Consider the following 23851-nt stretch of genomic DNA (forward strand, 5'->3'; position numbering starts at 1 on the left):
TGCGCCACTGCCACGGCTGCCGCAGGCGAATCCGGGGCCCAATCCCACCCAGTTGCCTCCTCGTCGCTGCATCCACGCGGCGTCAAGAAGACGTGGAGGCCGGGAGAAAATCCTCGCTGCCGGGGCAGCAGTCTATTCATCTCCTCGACGAACAGAGAGGGGCGAATCGGAGGGAGGCTCGTGTTCACGATGTTGATTGCTCCGCAACGTTTTCCGTTCGGCGCCTCCACGCGGACAAGAAGGCTAGCTTAGCCCATGCAAACGCATCGGCACCGACGTTCTCCTCTCGAAGTCCGGTGTATGCGCAGAAGTATTCAAAGTCTTCTTGTCCGGTGTGCCCTAGTTCGTTACGCAGGGGGAGCGCGCTCGCAACGAGTTCCAGCAGATCGTGAGGGTTTCCGTAGCACATCGATGTCTCCTTCAACGGTGACATCATTTCAGCAACGAGCGGGCCAAGCTGCGACATTCTTTACCGCCGCTTCCGCGGCGAGTTGCTCGAGACCAGCGCGTACCGCGGCTGGCCTAGCCCGAGCTCGAGTCCTCGATAGTCGATCCGACTGATGCCTGCCTCTACAAGGAGGCGGCGTCCCTTGCCTCAGTCTGAAGCATCGCGCAGCTCAGCGCTGCGTTGCCCGCTCTCCCGGGCTGGCCAGAGTGAGGTGCTCAGGAACTCAGCTTCGGCATCGGCGACCGGTCCAAGCCCCTCTCCGAACCATGGCACCTGCGCGCGCAGCAACGCGACGTACGACTCCCATCCTGATTGGTTGCCTGCGAACAGGTCATGCTGAATCGTGTAGGCCAACAGCTTGCGATTGAGCGTCGGCTCAAGCAGCTCTTTGGTCCAGAGGAAGAAAGCGGTGGCTGCTCGCGCAGCGAAGTCGTGCGGCGTCAGTTGCGGTGTGACGAGGCCCAGTATCGGAAAGCTGGCGAGTGATTCCTCATCGGCGGCCGCCTCGCCGATCGTCCTATGACGCTCGGCGCACTTCAATACGCAGCCGATTGATTCCACTACGTCACCGAGATGCAGCAGGAGCGCTCGCCGCTCGTTGGCGTCTTGCAGGCTGGCAGGCTGTACTTCAATGTCGTCTCGTTGTAGTTCGCTCATCTTCCCTCCCTTCGCTCATGAGAACGCGGCCGACGGCCACGGTTGCTTTGAACTGGCTAGGACCAATAGCAAGTCACGCGCCGTGGGCGGGCGTCACCAAGGAAGCGCTGAAGAACACGCCGGAGTGCGAGCACAACAAGGTTAAGCCGCCGCCCAAACCGCACAACTGAAAGACGCGCGATAGCCGCAGAAAGACGAAGCCCCGACCGATGATTCGGGCCGGGGCTTCGCTTACTACGATTGCGTCAACTTCCTACAACGTCTCTCTAACGCTGGACAGCAACGACTACCCCGTAACGACTAATCTCTTAAAGCGGAGCGATGAACGCTGAGACGCGCGCGCGTCAACCGCTTGTCCGGATAGGCGTGAGATTGGGCCGGATGCTCGGTGACTGCCGTTGTGAGACTCGTGTTTGGGCTTCATCGCCACGGAAAGAAGTGTACGTGTCGGTGCAGTAGTCTCATTCGTTGAAAAGGAGCAGAAAACGCGCTCTTCCCAGAGGATAGGGAATCAGTTGCTTGCCGATAGGACGACAACGGCGCGGGCGCGCTTGATGGCATTCGGACGTCGTGCAGTTCGTTCTTGTTGAGATCAAGACAACGTTTCCTGTTTCGCGCGCTGTCGCTACGCGGCGGCTTACGCGGCTAAGCGCTGCCCGCGCGGTCGCTCACGTACAGCGCGCTTCTCATTGCGAACTGCGCGTAGATGCGACTGCAAGCGCTCGCAGACATCTTTCCTGCGCACAGGATTAAGAGGATCGCAAAGACGTATGGTCAGCGTCGCCGCTTGCATATGCGGCCGCATCGAAAGGTCTGGTTCGGGTGCTTCCCATAGCACCACGGTATGCGTGCCATCCGAGACCTGCACGACCTGAAAGGCCGCGAGGTCGATCTTGCTGAGCTCGTGAGGTTCGATCGAGTGATGCATGATGTCACCGGGGATCAGTTCTCCATGTACCGTCACATCATGCAAACAGCGTGCCGGTTGACTTTCGGCGAGACCTACAGACACCGCGGTTTGAGCGTGTAATTTTCAGTATGGCATCAATGAAATTACGACACTCCGCTGGATCCACCAAGGTGCCGCGGTGCTCGACAATTGCGGCAGGCGGCAGGAAGTCTGACGCTGGGCTGTCAGCGCAAGCCGACCGCCCTTCGCATCGCAACCGTAATGCCTTGCCGCGTGCGGTGGAAGCCGTCCCATGGATCGGCCCTTAGCGAATGCATGCGCCGCGCGGCCGTTTTGATAGTCCACTGATCGGCGCGGCCGATGTCCTTTAGCTCGTCCCACGCGATGAGCATCGACACGCCCATGCCTGAGCGCGCGCGTGCCGAGTACGCCGCGACCGTGCTCGCCCCTTTGCTGTTGCGCAGGTAGTCGATGAAGATTGTCTTCACCCGGTTCTTGGGTCCGAGGACCGCCGAGAACCGCTCGGGCATGAGCCGCGCCATGTAGCGCGCGACCGCGTGCGAGAAGTCTTTGACTTCATCCCACTGCTGCCGGCGCGTGAGCGGCACAACGATATGGAAGCCCTTGCCGCCGCTCGTCTAAATGAAGCTTTTGAGTCCGATCTCGTCTAGCAGCACCTTTGATAGTGTCGCCGCATCGACCATCATTTGCCATGACAGCTCCGGGTCGGGGTCAAGGTCGAGGATGAAGCGGTCGGGATGATCAAGGTCGGGCTGCACGGCGTTCCAGCTATGCAATTCGACCACGTTCATCTGGGCGAGGCCGATGAGCGCTTCGTGATGGTCGACGACTAGCAGCGGCGGGTGGCCGGGGTGCATCTCAACGGGCAGTCGCGTGATGCCAGGGATCTTTGAGCGCTCCTCGTGCTTCTGGAAAAACAGCTCGCCGTGGATGCCTTCCGGCGCGCGTACCAGCGACACCGGCCGCTCTTTCAGGTACGGCAACGCGAACTCCGCGATCTCGTCGTAGTAACGCACCAGATCGATTTTCTTCAGGCGTGTCACGTCGTCGATGATGCGCTCGGCGTTGGACACTTTCACGCCAGCGATGACTAGCGTTCCCGCCCGGCCCGGTGACGCGCGCGTGGTTCCCTTCGCTTGGGGCAGGCTCTCCGGCTCGTCCACATCGACGACTGTTTCTTCTGTCACGGCCGTGGCGGGCTTGTCGTCGCGCATGCCTTGGAAAACGGGGTGACGAACTTCGCCCGAGGGCGTCCATTCAAGGAAAGACGCTTCAACGACGAGTTCGGGGGCTAGCCAAACGAAGTCGCGATCCTTTTCGCATGGGAGCGGGTTGTAAAAAGGAGGATCGTCGCGAAGGAGCTTCGCCGCCTTCTTCTCTAACTCAGCTAGCGGGCGCGGCTTTAGTTCTACCTTCACAGTTCCGGCGAAACGCAAACTGCCGTCTCGCTCGTCCACGCCGAGCATGAGCGATCGCATCCCGCTTTTCGCGCCCGCGAGCCTCGTCTAGCCGCCCACGACAAATTCTTGCCGCTGATTGCACTTTAGTTTTTGTGGGCGTTTTCAAGAAGATGTAATTAGTGAGCCCTACGATGAGTGTCCGCGAGCTTCTCTGCTCTTTACATCTTTTTTTTGCGATCCATTGCCTGCAGCGATCGAGGCATTTCGGGGAATGTCAATAAATGGCGGAACACTACAAGGTCAAGGTTGCCGTTTTCGTGTCCGGCGAGCGGTTCCCGATTCTCGTAAATGTCGGCACTGGGGTTCCATTGTTCGATCCGACCGTCTTCACCCTTTCTCAAATCCGCGCTCGTAATCGGGCGAGCGCCACGATGGAGGTAGTGCTGCGCGCATTGGTGGTTTTGCAGCTGTTCTGTGATCAGCATCAAATTGACTTGACTGACCGCATGCGAGCTGGAAGATTGCTCGAATTGGGTGAGCTCGATGCATTGGTGCGACTGTGTCGTCTTCCGATGAGCGCCATCGTGGCGCGGGGCGACGCGAACTCAACTGGCCTCCGTCGTGCACCAGTTTCCCTTGAGGGATACCGGGCTCGTGCAAAGAATGTCATCGAGGAAGTTGCGAGTGACTTCGCAGGTGTCCGCATAAGGTATATCCGGAACTTCATTGAATGGCTGACTGACAGACATCTTCTCACCATGGATGTACAGCATCCGACGCGGGCGACCCTTTTCGACGTTAAGAAGCTCGTCGTTTCCGGACTCACGGCGCGAATCCCAAGTGCAAAGGGGCGCAACAACGCTCGAAGACGGGCGGCGCTAGATGAATCGACCCAGGAGCGGCTTTGGAATGTTATCGACGTTCGCTCGACCGAAAATCCTTGGGAAGGCCGGCACGCGAAGATTCGCAATGAACTCATCGTGCGATGGTTCATGGGTCTCGGCATTCGTCGCGGAGAGCTTCTGGGTGTCAAGGTTAGCGATGTGAACATAAGAACGGGAGAAGTGTTCATCGCTCGCCGGGCAGACGATTCTATCGACCCACGCCCCTACCAGCCCAATACAAAGACACACGACCGCACTCTGCCCATCAACAATGATTTGGCGCAGCGAACGCTTCAATACATTGTCGGGGAGCGGCGGCGCTATCCAGCCGCTCGTAAGCATCCGTTCCTGTTCGTAGCGAACGGCGGGGCGCCTCTCTCTTTGCGCGGGCTGAACGAAATATTCATTGCGCTCAGGCAGAGGCACTCCGACCTTCCAGCCATCCATCCGCACATTCTTCGCCACACTAACAACTACAACTTCTCGAAGCTTTCGGACGAACGGGGCATGGATCCTGAAGTCGAGAAGAAAATCCGCTCTCAGATGATGGGATGGTCGGAGACGTCCGGCACGGCCGAACGCTATACCCGGCGTGAAACCGAGCGCAAGGCGCGCGACGCCTCGCTGCAACTGCAGGACAGGATGGTGAAACCTATCAATGAACCACAATAACCTCAGCAACATGCCCGTTGCCGCACGATACATCGGCATCCTCCCGGCCGTCGTGACGGCCAAGCAAGGATACCGGTTCGACCCGCACCAGGACACCTGGGTCCTTCGGGAACTGACGCACGAGGTCTGGCTGCGGTTCAACAAGATGCCTCCTCTCCGAAGCGACTTCAAGACCGCACTCAAGACGGTTCTCGTTTGGTACGCAGAAAATCATTCGATTGGGTACGTGAAGAGTCAGTACAACTGCATTCGGCACCTGCTTCTGCATAAGGCGACGATTAACGGGACGCCCAACGCCGAAATATCGAGCGTCGATATTCTGAATTACAGGGCTCACATTGGAAAAGCCGGTGAGTGGCGTCTGGCCTCCGTGTCAGGGTTCCTCAGACGGTGGTACGGACTCGGATATCCGGGGATAACGAACGATGCGGTCGTGCTACTGAATCAGCTTCGACTCAAGGGCGCAACAAGTGGCGTCGCGGTGGCGACGATGGATCCGATAAGAGGGCCGTTCACAGCGCTCGAGCATGAGGCGCTCCAGTACGCATTGAACGCGGCATACGCTCGGAACGAAGTTACGCTCCACGAATACATACTTTCTTGGATGTTTCTCGCCCTTGGGATGCGACCGACCCAGTATGCACGCTTGAAGGTGTGCGACGTCGTGCGATTGCACTCGAAGGATGGGTCTTCCTCCTACTCGGTGAGAATGCCTCGCGCAAAGCAAAAAGGAGTCAGCAACGCGCGCAGCCAGTTCACGGACCGCTTACTCACCCCCCAGATTGGCGGGCTGGTTTTTGAATTCGCCCGCCAGATCGAGTCACGGTTCACCGGAATTATTGACGACCCGACTCAGGCCCCGCTCTTTTTCGACGAACAGTTTGCACCTCGGGCAAATGCCGACCTCTACCACTTGCAGGCGGATGACGTGGGGAGAAGGCTCACTGCGATCATGAGACGGCTGACCGTCATTTCCGAACGTACGGGAGAGCCTCTCAAGATCCACGCGAAGAGGTTCCGGTCAACGATTGGAACCCGAGCCGCCGAAGAGGGTCACGGCGAGCTGGTGATAGCCGAACTGCTGGACCATTCCAACACCGCGAACGTTGGCGTGTACGTGCGCTCAACACCTGCAATCGTCGAGCGTATCGATCGTTCGCTCGCCATGCAACTCGCGCCGCTTGCGCAAGCGTTCTCGGGCAAGCTCATCAACGGCCCGTCAGAGGCATCACGGCTTGGAAGTGAGGCAAGCCAAATCCGGGCGCCAGCGATTGTCGGGAACTTCGACGCAATGTCGAGTTGCGGCAAAGATGGATTCTGCGGTTTCCTCAAGCCGATTGCATGTTATGGCTGCACCAGCTTCGAGCCATGGCTGGACGGACCACACGAGCAGGTTCTCACTCACCTAATCGCCGAACGAGAGCGGTTGATGGATGAGGGCGACGCGCGCATTGCAGCGATCAACGACAGAGCCATCCTTGCGGTCGCTGAGGTCATCCGGCGCTGCGAGGCAGCGCGTGCGGGGAGCTCATTCCGTGGCTGACATTGTTACTTTCGTGCCGCAGTCTCATTTGGACGCTCAGGCCAACATGGCCGGCTTCATTGAGTTGTGTCGAACAAAGCTCACCTCGTTCGGCGCGTCACTTGTCTTCGATGCCGACCGCTGGGAGGTGTCAGAACATATCCAACGCAAGGGAAGGCACAACGCCCTGGGGCTGGTGTTCAGTAAGCAAGCAACGTCGCGCAAAAGGCAGTCCAGTATGATGGACGAACCGTTCCGCTCGTTCGCAAAATCATATATCCGCTACCAGCATGGCATGCGGCCAACAATCAGTTTGACAAACCGCATGACTGCGCTACGTGCACTCGAAGCGGCGCTGCTCGAAGCTGGAACGGCAGACGCCGTGTGGACGGACGCCCACGCTTTAAATCGCGCGGCTCAGTTGCTCGCGGAGCGACTCGCACCCAGCAGTGCTTACGTTGGGGCGAACCAACTGGAAATGATCGCCGAATTCTTGTGCGATAACCGCCTAATGGCGGTGCCGACGCGGTGGGTCAATCCGTTGCTGGCACCCCACGATTATCGGACACGAACAGGAAAGTCGGCGGATGAGCGCCAGGCGGCAAAAATGCCAAGTCAAGCGGCACTTGACGCGCTGCCTAAGGTGTTCCTTATGGCGACAATTTCGATCGATGTCATGGTGTCGTCAATCACCGCGTTTCTCTGCGCGGCGCCGGACCGCATCAGCGAAATACTTTGCCTCCCGTACGATTGCGAAGTCGAGCAGAAAAGCGATCGCTCGAATGAAGGCGACTATGGCGTGAGATGGTGGCCCGTCAAGGGAGCTGCACCGATGGTGAAATGGATTATTCCCGCGATGGCCTCCGTCGTCAAAGAGGCAGTCGGCAAGATCCGCCGGCTTACCGACGAGGCGCGTGAGATCGCTCGCTGGTACGAGCAAAACCCGGCACGGCTTTACTTGGCTCCAGGAATGGAGCATCTACGTGTCAAAGAATGGCTGAGTTTAGATGAGATCGAAGCGATAGTTTTCGCTGAGCCCGTATCCCCGGAATTACCAGTCAGATGGTGCAGCAAGAATGGTGTCCTCAGGGAGCATCGCGGGAGAAGAGCATACGCGCGGTTCGCCGACGTGGAAGCGGCCGTCCTGCGACAACTGCCGCCGGGATTCCCCGTCGCTGACAGGACAACGGGACTCAAGTACAGCGACGCACTTTTCGTGACACAGCGCAATGCGCTGCATCGTTCCAAACCTCGGTTCCGCTGTGTCATCGAACCTGTGCGGTACAACCAGATCCGTCTTCGGCTGGGTGCTCCTTCTATACCCAGCCGCTACTCCATCTTCGAACGCTGTGGCTTTGCCGAGCCGAACGGGGAGCCGATTCGTATCAAGACTCATCAGTTCCGCCACTACCTGAACACACTGGCGCAAGCAGGTGGGCTGAGCCAACTTGACATTACCAAGTGGTCCGGTCGCAAGGAAGTGCGGCAAAATCGGTACTACGACCATGAGACATCCAATGCCGTAGTCGCGCGCATTCGGGCTGCAGTCGGCGACAACACGCGCTTCTTCGGTCCATTGGCGACGGGGCCGCGCGCGGAACTCATCACGCGGGACGAATTTGCACGACTGAAGGTTCCGACAGCGCACACCACGGACTTCGGATATTGCGTTCACGATTATGTGATGTCGCCGTGCGAGATGCACCGCGACTGCCTGAACTGCAGCGAACAAGTTTGCGTGAAAGGCGGGGCAGAGAAGGAGAAACGCGTCCGCCAGGCTCATTCTGAGGCCACGCAGCTGCTGTCGATGGCGGAGCAGGCCGAAGCCGATGGGGAACTCGGTGCAAACGAATGGGCCGAGCATCACAAGGCTCATCTCGCCCGCGTCAAGGCGCTGCTTGACGTGCTGGATGATCCAGCCGTTCCGCGGGGTGCAGTCATCCAACTGATGTCGGTAGATACACCGTCTCGGCTAGAGCACGCGGTCCAAGCGCGTGCACTGTTGCCGTCGTCCGTAAATTCATCGACGCTCGACGGGGCGGCGGCATGACTCGCATGAGAGAGAAAAACCTTGACGACGATGTCGTTGCCACGATCGTTGGGGTGCTCGAAGGCTGGAGCGGCCGACTAAGCTGGGAAGCGCTTATCAAGGCGGTTGAGCGGCGCGCAGGTCTTAGCTACACGCGGCAAACGCTTCACCGTCACGAGCGTATCCGCCTGGCCTTTGCGGTCCGAAAGAAGGTACTGTCGGGTCAAACGGATGAAGGGTCTCGCGAGGCGATGTCGCCGGAGCTTCAGGTCGCCCTAGACCGAATAGCTCGGCTGGAAGCCGAAAACCTGCGACTCGCGGCCGAGAACAACGCTCTGCTTGAGCAGTTTGCAGTCTGGAGCTATAACGCCCAGACCCGTAACCTGACGAGGGAATTTCTGAACAAACCCCTCCCTGGTGTGGACCGTGAGCCGAGTGAGCCGCGTGTGTCCAAGAAGCCATCGGCGACAAACGATAAAACACGATGAAGACGGCGGGAATGCCGACTTCACCTTCCCATCAAGGGGACGTCAAGAAAGCATTTTCTGGCGTTCATTCCATATTTCGACTATTATCGAATCATGGAAACCAACCAGACCATTGCCGCTCTGGCGGCGCTCGCGCACGAGTCGCGGCTCGCAGTGTTTCGCGCTCTGGTACAGGCAGGCCCCGAAGGCATGCCCGCAGGCCAGATCGCCACGCTGCTGGGTGTTGCGCCGTCGTCCCTTTCCTTCCACCTGAAGGAACTGTCTCATGCGCAGCTCGTCACCAGTCGGCAGGAAGGCCGGTTCGTCTTCTACGGCGCGAACTTCGAAACGATGAACGGCCTATTGGCCTATCTCACCGAGAACTGCTGTGGCGGCAACCCCTGTTCGCCGGCATCAGCGTGTTCTCCCTCCCGGGAGAAGCAGTCATGAAGCGCTTTCACATCCACGTCGCCGTCACGGATCTCACCGCAAGCATCCGCTTCTACTCAGCGTTGTTTGCGGCTGAACCGACGGTCGTCAAGAACGACTACGCGAAGTGGATGCTCGACGACCCGCGCGTCAATTTCGCGATCTCGCAACGCGGGGCCACGCCGGGCCTGGACCATCTGGGCGTGCAGGTCGAGAACGAAGCCGAACTGGCTGAGATGCATGATCGCCTTGCAGGCGCGGCTTTGCCTGTCGACACCCAGGTGGATACGGCCTGCTGCTATGCAAAGTCAAACAAGTACTGGACCGTCGATCCGCAGGGCATCGCATGGGAGTCGTATCACACGCTGAACGGCATCCCGGTATTCGGCGAGTCGCGTCATGCGCAGAACAGTGCACCTGCTTCTGAAGTTGGAGCGTGCTGCGCTCCGTCGTCGGGCAAACCGGTCGGTGTTCCGGTGAAGTCTTAGTCGTGCTGCTGAGTCCGGCGCGCCATTCAATGAGAAACCTATGACGACCAACGTATTGATCCTGTGCACGCACAACTCGGCGCGCAGCGTGCTCGCCGAGGCCATGCTGAATCACCTCGCCTCGAAGATGGGCAAAAATGTGCGCGCTTTCAGCGCTGGCAGTTCGCCGAGTGGCCGCGTGAATCCGCTCGCTATCGAAGCGCTGACAAAGGCAGGTATCGACGTCAGCGGCTACCGCAGCAAGAGCTGGGACGAGTTCGCACAGGACGGTGCGCCGCAAATGCGCATCGTCATTACGGTATGCGACAGCGCGGCCGCCGAAGCGTGTCCGTTCTGGCCGGGTAGTCCGGTCAAGGTGCACTGGGGCTATGCAGATCCGTCAAACGCACCGGGCGATGAAGGCAAGCGTCAGGCGTTCGATCTGACCCGCCAGGCCATCGGCTATCGAATGCTGCAGTTGCTTGAACTTCCCCTGGACCGTCTGGGCGATGCCGAGCTTCAGCAGGCACTCAACGACATCCTGAAAAGCTAACCCCTCTCCATCGAGTTGTCCCATGAACACCCCCAACGTCGCCGCTTCGCGCAAGACCACTGCCAAACCGGCCATCAGCTTCTTCGAGCGATACCTGACCGTCTGGGTCGCGCTGTGCATTGTCGCAGGCATCCTGGTCGGCCAGCTCCTGCCCGGTGTCTTTCAGGCGATTGGCCGGATGGAGTATGCGGAGGTCAACCTCCCGGTCGGGCTGTTGATCTGGGTGATGATCATCCCGATGCTGGTCAAAGTCGATTTCGCGTCGCTGCATGAAGTGCGTCAGCATATCCGGGGAATCGGCGTCACGCTCGTTGTGAACTGGCTCATCAAGCCTTTTACGATGGCGTTCCTCGCCTGGCTGTTCATCAAGCACCTGTTCACGCCAATGCTGCCCGCGGCGCAACTCGACAGCTACGTGGCTGGCCTGATCCTGCTGGCGGCCGCACCCTGCACGGCAATGGTGTTTGTCTGGAGTCGTCTCACCGGCGGCGACCCGCTCTTCACGCTCTCGCAGGTCGCGCTCAACGACAGCATCATGGTGGTCGCGTTTGCACCGCTCGTTGGCCTGCTGCTCGGCATTTCCGCCATTACGGTGCCGTGGGCAACGCTGCTCACCTCGGTCGCGCTCTACATCGTCATTCCGGTGATTCTCGCGCAGATTCTGCGCAAGGTGCTGCTCGCCAGGGGAGAGGCCGCGTTCGAGGCGGCAATGGCGAAGATCGGTCCCTGGTCGATCACGGCGCTGCTCGCGACGCTGGTCCTGCTGTTCGCCTTCCAGGGCGGAGCTATCCTGAAGCAACCACTCGTCATTGTGCTGCTCGCCGTGCCGATCCTGATCCAGGTGTTTTTCAATTCGGCGCTGGCGTACTGGCTTAATCGTGCGGTAAGTGAAAAGCACAACATTGCCTGCCCATCTGCCCTGATCGGCGCATCGAACTTCTTCGAGCTCGCGGTCGCCACGGCAATCGGCCTATTCGGTTTCAACTCTGGCGCTGCGCTCGCGACCGTCGTCGGGGTGCTGATCGAGGTGCCGGTTATGCTGCTCGTCGTACGCATCGTCAACCGTTCGAAGAACTGGTACGAGTGTGCCTGAAGGTTACGGAAGCGAATGCATGAACGAGGTCATCATCTATTTAAACCCGAGGTTCGGAGCCCCGCGTCACACGCTCGCATTGATTCAAAATGCGAACATTGAAGCGACGATCGTCGCGATACAAGACGGCGAAGTCATCATCGATATGGAGGGCGAACGTGCCTGATCTTTCGACCGAGCTGCCGCAGGTTGACCCGGCGCTGTTCCGCGTTCCCGACATCGACCGCCTTCAGGCCGCGAAAGCTTCGTCCCATCCCCCGCGCATCCTGCTGCTCTATGGATCGCTGCGTGAGCGGTCATTCAGCCGATTACTGAGCGAAGAAGCGGCGCGCCTCCTCACGGCGATGGGTGCCGACGTGCGGACGTTCAACCCGAGCGGCCTGCCGCTGCCGGACGATGCGCCGGACACTCATCCCAAGGTGGCCGAATTGCGGGACCTGGTGCTGTGGTCGGAAGGCATGGTCTGGTGCTCGCCAGAGCGCCACGGCGCGATGACCGGCATCATGAAATCGCAGATCGACTGGATTCCGCTTTCGGTCGGCGCGGTCCGGCCGACGCAGGGCAAGACGCTCGCGGTGATGCAGGTAAGCGGCGGCTCGCAGTCGTTCAACGCGGTCAACCAAATGCGCGTGCTCGGTCGTTGGATGCGCATGTTGACGATCCCCAACCAGTCGTCGGTGGCCAAGGCGTTCATGGAGTTCGACGAAGCCGGCCGTATGAAACCCTCGGCCTACTTCGATCGGGTCGTGGACGTGATGGAAGAGTTGGTGAAATTCACGCTGCTGACCCGTGACATCGGTCCGTATCTGGTCGACCGTTACAGCGAACGAAAGGAAAGCGCCGAGGAGCTGATGAAGCGCGTGAACCAGGGCAGTATCTGATCAATGTCGCCCGCCGCTCCGATCGTCGTCGCGCGCTCGACGGCGACACATCAACGAAGGTCGCCGCACGAGAACGGAGCACGTCGTGAAAATGAGAGCCGCTGTCGACAACGATCTTGTCGGGATCAGAGCCTTGTTGGCAACGTGTGAGTTGCCAACTGAGGATGTAACGACTGCACTCCTGCCGGGATTTCTCGTTTCCGTCGACGAAGGGGGAGCGATACTTGGAAGCGTCTGTCTAGAACCTTTGGGCACTGACGCGTTGCTCAGGTCGCTGGCTGTCGCCGTGCATCGACGTGCAACGGGTCTCGGAACCTCTCTGCTTCTGGCGATAGAACGGGAGGCCAGGGCGTGCAACTATTCGCGCCTGTGGTTGCTCACAACGAGCGCGCGCAAATTTTTTGAACGCGAGCGGACCAAGGTGCCAGATGAAGTACTGAAAACGGCACAGTTCATGCGCCTCTGTCCGTCTACCGCCGTGTGCATGAAAAAGCACATCGCGTGAGCCATTACACTGCGGGCCATTGTGCTCGATGGTCGCGTCTTCGGCCGCTTTCAACGTCTTTCGATGGATTCAAACGAGCCATCGAACACGACACAATCAATGGCCGCAAGCGGCCCGACTAACTGCCTGATATGGGGCGGCCGCACACCACGAGCCCGTGGAAGGTCTGCGACTGCTGACATCAAATCGCACCCGGCAGACGCTCGCTGTTCCGCGGTGGCCTGGCAGGGGGCGCGCGCGGCTAGGACAGATCTGTGGATAACTTAAGTTGCGCTCCCCCTGCACCCCCTCAAAAGCTATGAGAGATATTTCCGGGACCGAAAAACGAAGAAACGCGAAGCAGCAGCCCGGCTACACCAGGCTGAAAACGTAACTAAACAAGGCCATATTCCGCATAATTAGCTACATCAGCTACTATGACAATGCGCTAGAGGCCTGCGCAATAAGGACTTATGGTTCTATTGACACCCAAAAATGCTCATAAGAGCTTGATCCAGTCGGTCGAGCGGCCGGAACGGTACGGCGCATCCGCACGCTTGCCGATGATCCCTTCAAGCCGCATTCGGCACGCCGACGCGAGCAGCGATTCCGGATCCTCTGTGAATGACTCACTGAAGCGCACGCGCTCGCTCGACGTCCGGGCGATTAACTCGCCGAGCAGCTCGCGGCGCTGCGAGAGCGGCGCCTCACGCAAGTCACGTCCGTTGACAAACGGGACATCAAACGCGAAGAAGGTCAGTTGCGCCGTGCTGCGTCGGTCAAACGCGTTCTGCAAAGCGTTGAAATCGGGAGTTCCCGACTCGGTGAGCACCACTACTTCTCCGTCCAACCACGCATTGTCGACCGGCATTTCTTCGATCGCGGTGGCGAGGGTGCGCATCTTCGTTGTCCAGTCGTGGCCTCCGCGCGTGATGAGTTTGACCCGCCCCGCGTCCAGCCTGCACATCAGGCGATAGCCGTCGAACTTTATTTCGTAGACCCAGTCGCCGCTCGCGGGAGGTCGGCGCACGAGCGTGGCCAGTTGAGGAGGGATGGACTCCGGCAATGGCTCATCAGCGGTGCGCCCGCCACCGCGCGAGAAGCGCCTTTTCATGTGCTGATCGCTGGGTCATTGACAATGTGGATGTGAGCTTGAGGGCAGAGTCGCGCGACGAGATCTAGCGTTTCTAGCTTTTGAGCTACGATCGTCACAAAGACTCTCCCCCGCCGGGCGGCATCGGGAACTTCAATGCGCCACCCAGTGTCCGTCGCCGCCTGGCGACGACCTCGTCCACCGCTCCGTTACCGCTAGTCATCGCCTCGTTCCGGGAATGTGGGTATGGCGACGCTTGCGCAAAGTGCTTGCCCGAGCATGTTGGCCGTCTTTAGAAATTCTCGTCTAGCCAGGCCTTCGCCCACGCGATGGCGCGGTCGTGCGCCGCGCGCTCGCTGTCGAAGTACCCGATATCCGAAAAGTGGAAGATCTGGCCGTCAGCGTCATCTTCGGTCGGATTGCGCTCGAGCTCACACCACGCGTGCCAGTGATGGCCGCTTCGGGTGGGGCGCGAATCAATGGTCCACTCGCGGTACGCGGTTTTGTGCACCGATCCATCGTCGGGCTGCGGCACGTGGCGCAACGTTGGCGTCGTTGTCATCCGTATAGGTGCTCCTGATCAAAGTGTCGTAGTCGGCGCGTTGTGTGCTGAGGATCGAGCGAAGCATTTTGGTGACGGCATCGTCGCGCCTTAGGTTGCCGACGATCACGCGGGCGGTGCGCAGCGTGATTTCGTGAATTCTAGGCGGGCCGAAGCCGTCATCCGCTTCGAAACGAAACCGATGGAGTTCCTCCGCCGATCCGAGCGGTGGAGGCTCGTGCGAAACAATGGTGACTTTCATGCCGATCGATCCTAGCTACCGTTGCTGTACATCGATAGCAATACTCGAACCCAGGGTTTCTCAAGAACCATGGCCCGCGGCCGTAATGGGAAGCGTAGATTCCTCAGCTGAGGGCTAAAGCGGCAGCGGTCGCACTTACGCCTTTTCCTACGATGCAAACCACCCTCATTCACCTGCCCTCTACGCCGCGGCATCGAGCCATGGCTGCCGCGGCGGCGGCCTTGACGATTGTTGCAGCCGTTCTGGTCTGGCCGCACGCTAAGAACGCCGGGCCCGTCATTCCCGCTTTTTTGCCGGTGTTCGCGACCTGGGTCACCCTCACCGAAGGGCTGACCGCGTTGCTGCTCTGGACGCAGTACGTTGTCTCGGGAAGGCTGCTGTTCGCCGCGCTCAGCGGCGCGTATGCCTTCACCAGCGTCATCGCCGCCATCCAGTTGCTCGTGTTCCCAGGCATTTTTTCCACAACGGGACTGCTCGGCGCGGGACCGCAGACGGCGATTTGGATTTGGGTGTTTTGGCATGGCGGCTTCCCTGTTCTTGTGACGGCATCCCTGGTTGGCCGGTCCATACCCTCGACTCTTGGCCGCCGGGCGCGCGGCAGAGCTGTTGTCGTGGGCGCAGTCGCCATCGCGATTGCCCTTTGCGCGCTTGCATCCGCCGGCCAATCGCATCTTCCTTCGCTGGTCGCCCAATCAGGTTCCTACGCGCAATTATCGAGCAGCCCCGCCGCACTTATCGTCGAGGCGATGTGTCTGGCAGCGCTCGGATGTCACCTCTCGGCCACGCGCCTGCGTTCGTTGATGGATCTGTGGCTCGCGGTCGCGCTGCTTGGCACGCTGATTGATGTGACGTTGACACTTTCGGCGAGCGCCCGTTACAGCGTGGGCTGGTACGCGGCACGGGGAGCGTCCATGGTGTCATCTAGCGCCGTACTCGGGATGCTGATCTACGAGACCACGGGCCTCTACCGGCGTCTGTCCGAGACTCACCGGACCTTGGTGGAGGCGTCGGCACGCGACGGCCTGACAGGCGTCTTCAACCGCGCCTACTTCGACGAGCGTTTTGCCCGGGAGTTTTCCTTCGCTCGCGCCAGCAATCAGCCCTTGTGTGTCCTGCTCATCGACGTCGACCATTTCAAGCAATACAACGACATGTTCGGGCATCTGGCTGGCGACAAGTGCCTGAGACAAGTCTCGGGCGCGCTCGCGGGCACTTTGCGTCGACAAGGCGATGTCGTCGCTCGCTACGGCGGTGAAGAGTTCGTCGTGGTCTTGGCTGGCTGTGAACCGACGGCAGGACTGCGCGTGGCAGAGTCGCTGCGAGCAGCAGTGGAAAAGCTCGCGATCCCATCGGCATCGCCGGACGGCGGCCCGGTCACCGTCTCGATCGGTTTGGCCACCTCGTTTTCGAACGCCGGCGAGTCGGCGACCGCCCTGTTGGGCCTTGCAGACGCGGCTCTCTACCGAGCCAAAGCGCGCGGCCGCAATCGGGTGGTCGACGACATTGCCGGAAAAGCGACCGCCATAGTGATTCCCGCCAGCGCCGAGCGTTTCGGCCACTAAGCTGAGACGCGATATCCGACTTTAGGCGGCTTGCTATGGTCCGGCCCGTCAGGGAGGGGGGGGTCCCGACGATCCACTTCCGCCATACCGTGGGCAATCGCGAACTCTCTAGCCGACGCTGCAGATGGGAACTGGCCGAGCGCACCGCTTGCCCGCATCTCGCCGTCGGGCGTCGTCACCAGGACCATCGCGGTGAAAAACTCGCCGTCGTCGACAGCGATGGGCGACAGCGTCCAGCCCTTGTACAGAACGTCAGCTTCCATGACCGCCTCTCTCAGTCATCTAGAGTCACCCCTAAATAGTAGACCAAGATCGGCAACTAATGCACAGAAGTCTAAAAACCGGCAATCTTTTCGCGACGACTAACGCCTCAAGCGGCTCTCCCGGCGCTATCGATTGCTGCATTGAGTTGGACGACATCGACAGGCTTCGTGAAATGGAAGTCAAACCCGGCTTCAGCGGTCCTCGCCCGATCTTGTGGCTGCCCCCAGCCGGTGATGGCAATCATCGTCACGTCCTTCGTCGCCGGCCTCGCGCGTACCCGACGCGCGACGTCTATTCCGCTCATGCCCGGCAATCCAAGATCGAGCAAAACCACCTCGGGGTTGTAGTGCTTGAGGATGTCGACGGCTTCCTCGCCCGAATAGACCGTCCGTACCTCGTGCCCTTCAAGCTCAAGGAGCGCGGTGAGCGCATCGGCCGCATCAACATTGTCGTCAACGACCAGAATGCAACGCTTCGCAAGCGCCGACGCGACGGTTGGCGCCTCTCGCGCCGGTATCGGCGCGGCCGCCACCCGGATTTCGTCCGGGAGGTGGATCGAAAAACAGCTTCCCCGATCTTTTCCACCGCTCGAAGCCGTCAGCCGGCCCCCATGCAGTTCGATCAGCGACTTCGATAGCGCGAGCCCGATACCAAGCCCGCCCTCGCGGTGAGGGTCGGGGTGAACCTGTGAAAACATTAAAAAAATTGCCGACAGCTTGTCAGGCTCGATACCGATCCCATTGTCGGCGACTGACATCACGATCTCGTCATCCTCGGCCTTCGTCGAGAGTTCGATGCGCCCACCCGGTGGGATGTACTTCGCGGCGTTTGTAAGCAGGTTGCCCAACACCTGCGCGAGGCGCAGGCGGTCTGCCTCCACATGCAATGGTCGCGCGGGCGGCTTTATAACAAGCTCGTGCGCCTTGCCTTCAATAATCGGCCTCGCGATCTCGACTGCCTCGTCGACAACTTCCCGCAGCGACACGACCCCCTTTCGCAATGTCAGCGCGCCGCGCGTAATTCGTGACACGTCGAGCAAGTCGTCCAATAACAGTGCCATCGCTGCGGACTGGCGACGCAGCACCGCGACGCACCATTTCCTGCCCTCATCGGTCAGTCGCGGCTGCTCCAGTATCTCGGCGACCTGTCTGATTGGCGCGAGCGGGTTGCGTAGTTCGTGCGCGAGGGTGGCGAGGAACTCGTCCTTGCGGCGGTCTGCCTCCGAAAGCGCCTGTTCCGCCCGCACATGCGGCGTCACGTCGCCGAACCATGCCACGACCGAGCCGTCGAGAGATGCGGCGACGACATGAAACCACTGCTCGCCGGTCTCCGCTTGCACGTGAAGATTGAATGCGTCACGACCGCCGCGTTTGGCAAGCGGCGCAAGTCGGTCGAGAAGCAGATCGGCGTCCCAGCCCGTCGGGCGCACATAGGACGTCGAACTGCCGATGACAACCGTCGCGGCCTGATTGAAGAGTCGCGCGGCCGCCTCATTGAGATAGTCCCATCGGAGTTCTGCTACCTGCCCGTCTCTCACGACGGGTGTAAGTATGAAGAATGGCACGCCTGCGCTGTTGAGGGCTACGTCGAAGCGATGTCGCGCGTCGCGCTCGACTTCCAAAAGGCGGCCCGCAGCATCATGCGTCGCTGATTCGGCTCTTCCGGCGCGTCGCGCAACCTTCGCCAGTTGCTGCCCGGCCACCACCAGGGATGCGCCGATGACGACGTAAGCCAGCAGCACGATTTGGTCGTCCGGCTGCTGGACGGCCAGACTGCCAAGAGGCATCATCCACAGTGCACCAAAGCCGATCCCGGTCATGAGAAGCAATAGTCCCGAGAAGGCGCCGAACAGCACGGTGACGAACGGCAGCGCGGCACTGATCAGCAGGAACGTCAGCCGACCATGCGCAACGGTTGTCAGCGCTTGCTGCGCGAGGAGGACGGCGGCCGTTGACGCCATGCCGAGCAGCAGGCGCTTCTTGAGCGGGTATTGCGCGATTCGGACAATCATGGACTTTCCCCGGTCTTCTGACGCCTTATTCGTCTGCATTAAGCATTCCTCGCACATTAGCGACTGAAAGTCAGTTCGCAGCGCAAAAAAAATCCCGGGTTCTATGCCCGGGATTCTTCTAGATATTGACTGGCTGCTAGGCCGCTACAAAGAGGCTGAGCTGTGCCCGGTCGTGGCCCAACAGTGCTCGATGCTCATCGTCGTCCATTGCATTCTCAATGAGATGCGCATCGAGCTCAGCCGGCGTCAAGTTCAGACGCTGAGCGAGTCGCGCGAAGTACTGCCCGCGTTTGGCCATGTCCCACAGCGCTGGGCCATGCCGGTCGGCAGCTTCACAATGCCCTCGTTCAGCCAGAAGTGCGCCGAGTCGATCGCGTCCCGATGCTGCGTGTCCAGCATGAAAGCGGTGTCGTAGGTGCAGGTGACGAACAGGCACGCCGCTTCCGCATCCACCTCGAACTGCGAAGCTTCCTCGAAATAGACTGTCTGCTCACCGCCGGTCGTCCTCGCATATCGCCCGGGCCGATCCGGATGCCGGTAGGAATTCCACTGTTCAGCATCGAACGAGCGCAATCCCGTTGAAGGCGCCTCCTTGTCGTACCGACCGACTGGATACCAGCCGTGCAACACGATTTCGGTCTTCGGCAAGCCGTCGAGCTTCGGAACCGGATACCGACGCCCAAGCACGTTTACGTCGTGCCAAACCGCAAGCGCGGGAAACGCATGTGGCGCGTAGTGATGCATCGACAGGAAAAAGTCGATGGCCACCAACTGCTGCGGCGTCACGAACTCGAACTGCGGCTCGCACAGCAGCCGGTTCTCTTCCGTATCCGGAATTGATCCGGTCGCCAGTGCGGCCGACTGTGCTTCTGCGCGGTCCCGCTCGGCCGCGTCGATACTGCAGAGCTTTTTCAGGAGGTCGACACGCGTTAGGTAGCTGTACGTGTCCGCCTGGATGCGCGTGTAGCCCGCATCGCTCAGCGACCGCCCAACCAACTCCCGGCGCGACATATCCCACTGGATCGCGAGCAGATAGTTGCGGAAGTCGTTCAGCGGTCGAAGATGACCGTATTGCTCATCCTCGATCATGGCCTCAAGCGACTTGTCACGATCACCGGAGACACAACAGAAAACGCATCCGAAACTTATATAACAAGAATAAACTGGACAGGATGTGAGTGAGCGCGTCAGATCGCTGCCGCACAGGGAGGCGGCGCCTACCACCACCGTAGTGAGATCGGCAGGCAGCATGAAGACCGAGTGTCTACCCGGTGAAATGTCAGTAACAACAATACCGAAGGAAGGTATCGATCGGTGGCGTCCACAATTCTCGGATTGCTTTGGTACGCCACGCGCTAAGGTCGCAGACTGAATTTCGCTGGTCAACGGTGGATGCAACCGGTCGATGCATCATTTGCAACACTCCGCTGCTCACCCAGATTCTAGGCGTTGCATTGACCGGTTGAATTCACCACCTACTACAGCCGTTCGGCACCGGCCGGGCCAGACGTCACTGTTGAAACAAAAGGTCGTCGCTCCGAGCCGATAGCCCTGTTAGACCAGCGTCCGAGGTACCGTGAGCCTGAGCTTGTCGCGAATGCGTCTGAGCGGTTTCAATCTGCAGCGACACAATCGAAGCTCGCCGCTGAATTCACGTCGCCCGTTCCTTTGTACTTGCTCACCTTCGGCCACGCGCAAAGCGGCATTGTTCGTTCCACTGGGCCGGTGGGCTGGCTATTGACGTATTTGGTCGCGGTAATTTGCGTCGGCGCGCGTCCGTTCTCAACCCATTGCTCCATGGCCGCAAGCAGATCTTGCGTAGGGTCATTCGGATGCTCCGGAAAGCCGACTTGGAAGTTGCCAAAGACATTTGGTCCGACACCCCCCCCGCAGTGGCCCATGCCCGGTGCATTGAAGAGCCTGACGAATTTATCCGATTGCCCCGGCATTGTCTTCTCGACGGTGTTCAGATAGTTCAACGTTTCACCTGGCGCGGCGATCGGATCAGCCAGGCCTTGGAACATCATCATCTTGCCGCCTCGGGCGTTGAAGGCGGTGAGATCTCCGCTAGTTGCATCTACAGCGAAGTTGAGCGTATTGCGCATAACGTCCACGTCGCGCCCAAAGTCGAAGCTTCGCCAATTCCAGTTCAAACCCCAAATCCACTGAAAAGGGAAGTTGCCGCCTCCCGATACGGCCGTGGCCGACGGGACCTCAGCCGGGAAGCTGAGTTCAGTGCCTCGGAGGAAACCAGGATAGAGGTGTTCGCCGGTGACCGAATGAGTAGGCCCCGCGTAAATTTTTCGCAATGCGCCGACCTGACCCGCTGACAGGCAGTCCGGGCCGTCACCCGCGGCACATTGCAAAACAGAAGGGTCGACCGCGCACTTATCAGGCCGTCCGATCACCCCATCCCTGAGGCCGTCGAGCGCGTCGCATGAGTCCATCACCTTGTCGGCCCAGAGCTTACGCTTGGCAGCAGTCAGATAGGTCGTCATATCGTGTTGGGTTGCCACGTAGGCCCAAAGACCCGCAACGTGGGCGGGCACGCGATTGTGGCCCATTGCGCCTACGACAATCCCGTCGTAATCCTGCGGAAACTTAAGCGCCTCCTGTACGCCCTGCGCGCCACCGGTTGAACACCCGTAGAAGTAGGAACGTGTCGGGTCGGTCGAATAGAACTGCTTCAGCATGGCCTTTGACATCGTGGTCATGAGGTGCGTCGATCGGTATCCGTAGTCGACGATTCTTTCCATTTTGCCAACCACAGCGCTGACGCCATCGGGGGAAGTTCCCATATCGGTGTTCGCGACCGCGAAGCCGCGCCGCAACCCGATCGCCATGGCGTCGTACTGGATAACGCCTCCGGCTCCGCCGTTACCTGTCCCGAGAAACTTGCCGTTCCAATCGGTGGGCATCCACAGCTCAACTTTGATGTCGGACTCCGCCGTCGGCTTTATCGTAGCGGCCAGTCGGCAAAACGCTGGTAGTCCTGCCACCGTTTTGCCAGCCGGAGTTGTGTAGTCGCCTGCTGGGATAGCTTCCGCCGCAGTGAACGTCGTATCGGCAATGCTTGTTCCGGGAAGCGAAGAGCAGCTAGCCCTCATCGATGGCACTGGCGGCGCCTCGTCCGACCCTCCTCCGCATGCGCCAATCGAAGCCGCTACAGAGGTCGCAACGACCAGCTTGACGGTAAGAAACGGTAAATCCGCCCACTCTCTTTTCTTTTGCAATTCAAGTCTCCTCTTTCGCTTGTAGACGCATGGCGGCAAAACGTCACCGTGATTAGGTTTGCGGTGCCCTCTCAAGCGGTACCCGCGCACTGTCATCGGTGGTGGTAAGGAGCAAAGACCAACGGCCCAGATCATTAAGCGTAGGATAACGAACTGCAATTCTCATGGACCCTTACCGAGGTTGCCCCACGTGCTGAGTCTAAGATATGCGCGGCACATATCGCAAATTTGCTTTTAATATCGCCATCATCCGCCAGGCTGATTCGCACTGCGTCGAACTCACTCTCTGCCGCACCTGCAACAGTGTATGGAAAGCAGCTCGCCGACATCCGACTGAGCTTTGCGGTGCGGCCGACGGATCGTCGACGTATTGCCCAACATGAACGCTTCGATTCAGCAAATGGACATCGACGTATACGTCGTTTTCAACCCTGAGGTTGGTCAACTGCACCGCGCCTCTTTGACCACGTTGCTCGGCGGCTACTCTCGATTGAAGTGCAAGGAGCGCGACTGACCGCAACCGGCATAGCCTGCCTACCGGCCCATTATTCGACGGTCACGCTGTATCCGAAGCAGTGTCTATTGGCTAGCGGCCCCAGCGACACCGGCCTTCTTCTGGGCGCTCTGAAGATCCTGCGGATAATGAGGATCGTTGCCCTTCGCCGGGTTGTATCCCGCGTCTTCGAGTTTCTTCAGCTCTGCGTTTTTCTTGGCACGAGCCTGTTGTCTCGCTTCCTTCCGCTGTGCCTTGGTGCTATGAGACGCCTGCGCGCTCTGCGCCCCCGCTGGGCCTTCATTTTGAGCGTGCGACACGCTAACGAGCGACACACCTAGTGCGACACAAAATATAGCTTTCGCGATGGTATTGATATTCAATTTTCGGCACTCCTACGGTCGAGTAAGGACATAAGGACATAAGGACAATCCATCTTGGCACGTCATCAGCGGGCAATTGCAGGCTCGCTCAGTTCGCGACGAGCGCCAGTACTCGCAGCGGACTCCCTGATCCGCCTTGAATTTTCAACGGCGCTGAGACGATCACAGTGCCCGTAGCCGGCAATTGATCGAGATTTTTTAGACACTGCAAGCCGTACCGATTAGAACCGTGCATCAGAGTGTGACACGGATAAGGCGTAGGCCATGCGTACGACTGACCAGCATCAGTGTTGATGGTCTCGACGCCGAAGCCGCGCACCTTCCGCTCGTGTATGAGCCATTCAACCGCCTCCTGCGTCGGGCCGGGGGTGTGCGCCCCATCCTCACGCATATTAAGAAACGCAACCGGATCGGTGCGTCTGGACCAGTCAGAGCGCAGTAGCACCCAGGCGCCAGCCGGGATGCGCCCGTGCTTTGCTTCCCACCCTTCAAGGAAGCCGACGCTCAGAAGCCAGTCGTCATTGGCCGCCACCTCGGCGCTCGCGTCGACCACGACCGCCGGAGCAATGAAGTTTTGAACGTCTATGGTATCGACGGTGTTCTGCTCGTGGTCCTTGCCCGTCACCCAATGTACGGGAGCGTCGAAGTGCGTGCCGGTGTGTTCGCCGCACGAGAAATTGTTCCAGTACCAGCCCGGGCCCTGCTCATCGTACTGACTGATCCTTTCCATCTTGAACGCCCAAACCTGACCGAACTGCGGCGGCAACTGCAATGCGGGGAAATCCGGTGACAGGGTTTGCGTCAGATCGACCACGCGGACACGGCCGCTCGCGAGATCGACGGTAAGATGCTCAAGACTATTGCTCATGCTGGGCTCCGTTTTATGCTCAATCGACTGTGAATGCACTGGGTTGCGCCCGCAGTGCGCGTTGCTATCTATCGTGTCGTCCGATTTCGCCTACCTGCCGCGTTGTCTTTGGCGGGAAAACCATTCAAAATCATGTTTAGCCTGTCTTTGGTGCCTCGACACTTGCGGCCCCGGCGGCACAAACGCTTCTTACGCAACGGCGCGTCCCTCTACGACTGCAGACC

At 59.6% G+C, this 23851-nt stretch carries 23 protein-coding genes and 1 pseudogene; 12 read left to right on the forward strand and 12 right to left on the reverse strand.

Going from position 1 to position 23851, the window contains the following annotated elements; all coding sequences use genetic code 11:
• Positions 1 to 595: 595 nt before the first annotated feature.
• The 3 genes and pseudogenes from AWB77_RS23085 to ligD all read right to left on the reverse strand — a co-directional run.
• Positions 596 to 1105, reverse strand: a complete 510-nt coding sequence (locus tag AWB77_RS23085) for a hypothetical protein (protein WP_061136751.1) — start codon at positions 1103 to 1105, stop codon at positions 596 to 598.
• 637 nt (positions 1106 to 1742) lie between these two features.
• Entirely contained in the window at positions 1743 to 2033 is a 291-nt protein-coding gene (locus AWB77_RS36050; protein ID WP_157694898.1) for a hypothetical protein, read from the reverse strand.
• A gap of 206 nt (positions 2034 to 2239) precedes the next feature.
• Positions 2240 to 3586: pseudogene (ligD, locus tag AWB77_RS34705) on the reverse strand (DNA ligase D); the annotation flags it as partial.
• A 131-nt stretch (positions 3587 to 3717) separates the two neighbouring features.
• Between ligD and AWB77_RS23105 the strand changes: the two are divergent.
• The 11 genes from AWB77_RS23105 (at position 3718) to AWB77_RS23150 (ending at position 12938) form a co-directional block, all read left to right on the forward strand.
• A complete protein-coding gene (locus AWB77_RS23105; protein ID WP_061136755.1) occupies positions 3718 to 4992 on the forward strand; it encodes a tyrosine-type recombinase/integrase in 1275 nt (424 codons plus the stop codon).
• Positions 4979 to 6535 carry a site-specific integrase gene (locus AWB77_RS23110; RefSeq protein ID WP_063936546.1) on the forward strand — a complete coding sequence of 519 codons (1557 nt, stop codon included), beginning with the start codon at positions 4979 to 4981 and terminating at the stop codon, positions 6533 to 6535. Before AWB77_RS23105 ends, AWB77_RS23110 begins: the two co-directional genes overlap by 14 nt.
• A complete protein-coding gene (locus AWB77_RS23115) occupies positions 6528 to 8564 on the forward strand; it encodes a hypothetical protein (protein ID WP_063936547.1) in 2037 nt (678 codons plus the stop codon). The genes AWB77_RS23110 and AWB77_RS23115 overlap by 8 nt, the downstream gene beginning before the upstream one ends.
• Before the next feature lie 5 nt (positions 8565 to 8569).
• Positions 8570 to 9031 (forward strand): hypothetical protein, encoded by a 462-nt coding sequence (locus AWB77_RS23120; protein ID WP_208601549.1) that lies wholly within the window; start codon positions 8570 to 8572, stop codon positions 9029 to 9031.
• 93 nt (positions 9032 to 9124) lie between these two features.
• On the forward strand, positions 9125 to 9460 hold the full coding sequence (locus AWB77_RS23125) for an ArsR/SmtB family transcription factor (RefSeq protein WP_061136758.1): 336 nt from the start codon (positions 9125 to 9127) through the stop codon (positions 9458 to 9460).
• Entirely contained in the window at positions 9457 to 9927 is a 471-nt protein-coding gene (locus tag AWB77_RS23130) for an ArsI/CadI family heavy metal resistance metalloenzyme (RefSeq protein WP_061136759.1), read from the forward strand. The genes AWB77_RS23125 and AWB77_RS23130 overlap by 4 nt, the downstream gene beginning before the upstream one ends.
• Before the next feature lie 40 nt (positions 9928 to 9967).
• Entirely contained in the window at positions 9968 to 10459 is a 492-nt protein-coding gene (locus tag AWB77_RS23135; protein ID WP_061136760.1) for an arsenate reductase ArsC, read from the forward strand.
• Between the two features lie 22 nt (positions 10460 to 10481).
• Positions 10482 to 11552 carry an ACR3 family arsenite efflux transporter gene (gene arsB / locus AWB77_RS23140; protein ID WP_061136761.1) on the forward strand — a complete coding sequence of 357 codons (1071 nt, stop codon included), beginning with the start codon at positions 10482 to 10484 and terminating at the stop codon, positions 11550 to 11552.
• A gap of 19 nt (positions 11553 to 11571) precedes the next feature.
• Positions 11572 to 11718, forward strand: a complete 147-nt coding sequence (locus AWB77_RS36055; protein ID WP_157694899.1) for a thioredoxin domain-containing protein — start codon at positions 11572 to 11574, stop codon at positions 11716 to 11718.
• The gene (gene arsH, locus AWB77_RS23145) at positions 11711 to 12433 is read left to right on the forward strand and encodes an arsenical resistance protein ArsH (RefSeq protein WP_061136762.1); all 723 of its coding nucleotides are present in this window, start codon (positions 11711 to 11713) and stop codon (positions 12431 to 12433) included. Before AWB77_RS36055 ends, arsH begins: the two co-directional genes overlap by 8 nt.
• Positions 12434 to 12524: 91 nt before the next feature.
• Positions 12525 to 12938, forward strand: a complete 414-nt coding sequence (locus tag AWB77_RS23150; protein ID WP_063936551.1) for a GNAT family N-acetyltransferase — start codon at positions 12525 to 12527, stop codon at positions 12936 to 12938.
• Positions 12939 to 13416: 478 nt separating this feature from the next.
• Here the strand turns inward: AWB77_RS23150 and AWB77_RS23155 are convergent, their stop codons facing one another.
• The 3 genes from AWB77_RS23155 to AWB77_RS36060 all read right to left on the reverse strand — a co-directional run bounded on the left by AWB77_RS23155 (position 13417) and on the right by AWB77_RS36060 (position 14813).
• The gene (locus tag AWB77_RS23155) at positions 13417 to 14031 is read right to left on the reverse strand and encodes an ATP-dependent DNA ligase (protein ID WP_061136764.1); all 615 of its coding nucleotides are present in this window, start codon (positions 14029 to 14031) and stop codon (positions 13417 to 13419) included.
• Between the two features lie 271 nt (positions 14032 to 14302).
• A complete protein-coding gene (locus AWB77_RS23160) occupies positions 14303 to 14521 on the reverse strand; it encodes a hypothetical protein (protein ID WP_208601550.1) in 219 nt (72 codons plus the stop codon).
• On the reverse strand, positions 14487 to 14813 hold the full coding sequence (locus AWB77_RS36060) for a hypothetical protein (protein ID WP_157694900.1): 327 nt from the start codon (positions 14811 to 14813) through the stop codon (positions 14487 to 14489). Before AWB77_RS36060 ends, AWB77_RS23160 begins: the two co-directional genes overlap by 35 nt.
• A 152-nt stretch (positions 14814 to 14965) precedes the next feature.
• On the opposite strand from AWB77_RS36060, the gene AWB77_RS23165 reads away from it, so the two are divergent.
• The gene (locus AWB77_RS23165) at positions 14966 to 16375 is read left to right on the forward strand and encodes a sensor domain-containing diguanylate cyclase (RefSeq protein WP_244158619.1); all 1410 of its coding nucleotides are present in this window, start codon (positions 14966 to 14968) and stop codon (positions 16373 to 16375) included.
• Here the strand turns inward: AWB77_RS23165 and AWB77_RS23170 are convergent.
• The 6 genes from AWB77_RS23170 to AWB77_RS23195 all read right to left on the reverse strand — a co-directional run bounded on the left by AWB77_RS23170 (position 16372) and on the right by AWB77_RS23195 (position 23627).
• Positions 16372 to 16638 carry a hypothetical protein gene (locus tag AWB77_RS23170; protein WP_061136767.1) on the reverse strand — a complete coding sequence of 89 codons (267 nt, stop codon included), beginning with the start codon at positions 16636 to 16638 and terminating at the stop codon, positions 16372 to 16374. The genes AWB77_RS23165 and AWB77_RS23170 overlap by 4 nt on opposite strands.
• 107 nt (positions 16639 to 16745) lie before the next feature.
• Entirely contained in the window at positions 16746 to 18689 is a 1944-nt protein-coding gene (locus AWB77_RS23175) for a hybrid sensor histidine kinase/response regulator (protein ID WP_167354170.1), read from the reverse strand.
• 213 nt (positions 18690 to 18902) lie between these two features.
• Complete coding sequence (locus tag AWB77_RS23180; RefSeq protein WP_061136769.1) at positions 18903 to 19739, reverse strand: hypothetical protein; 837 nt, start codon at positions 19737 to 19739, stop codon at positions 18903 to 18905.
• 524 nt (positions 19740 to 20263) lie between these two features.
• Positions 20264 to 21883: a tannase/feruloyl esterase family alpha/beta hydrolase gene (locus tag AWB77_RS23185; protein WP_157694901.1), complete on the reverse strand. Its 1620-nt coding sequence runs from the start codon at positions 21881 to 21883 to the stop codon at positions 20264 to 20266.
• A gap of 579 nt (positions 21884 to 22462) precedes the next feature.
• On the reverse strand, positions 22463 to 22696 hold the full coding sequence (locus tag AWB77_RS34710; protein WP_244158625.1) for a DUF4148 domain-containing protein: 234 nt from the start codon (positions 22694 to 22696) through the stop codon (positions 22463 to 22465).
• 151 nt (positions 22697 to 22847) lie between these two features.
• Entirely contained in the window at positions 22848 to 23627 is a 780-nt protein-coding gene (locus tag AWB77_RS23195; RefSeq protein ID WP_061136772.1) for a cyclase family protein, read from the reverse strand.
• Between the last annotated feature and the right edge of the window lie 224 nt (positions 23628 to 23851).

This window comes from Caballeronia fortuita (assembly GCF_001544835.2).
In the GTDB taxonomy this organism is placed as follows: Bacteria; Pseudomonadota; Gammaproteobacteria; order Burkholderiales; family Burkholderiaceae; genus Caballeronia; species Caballeronia fortuita.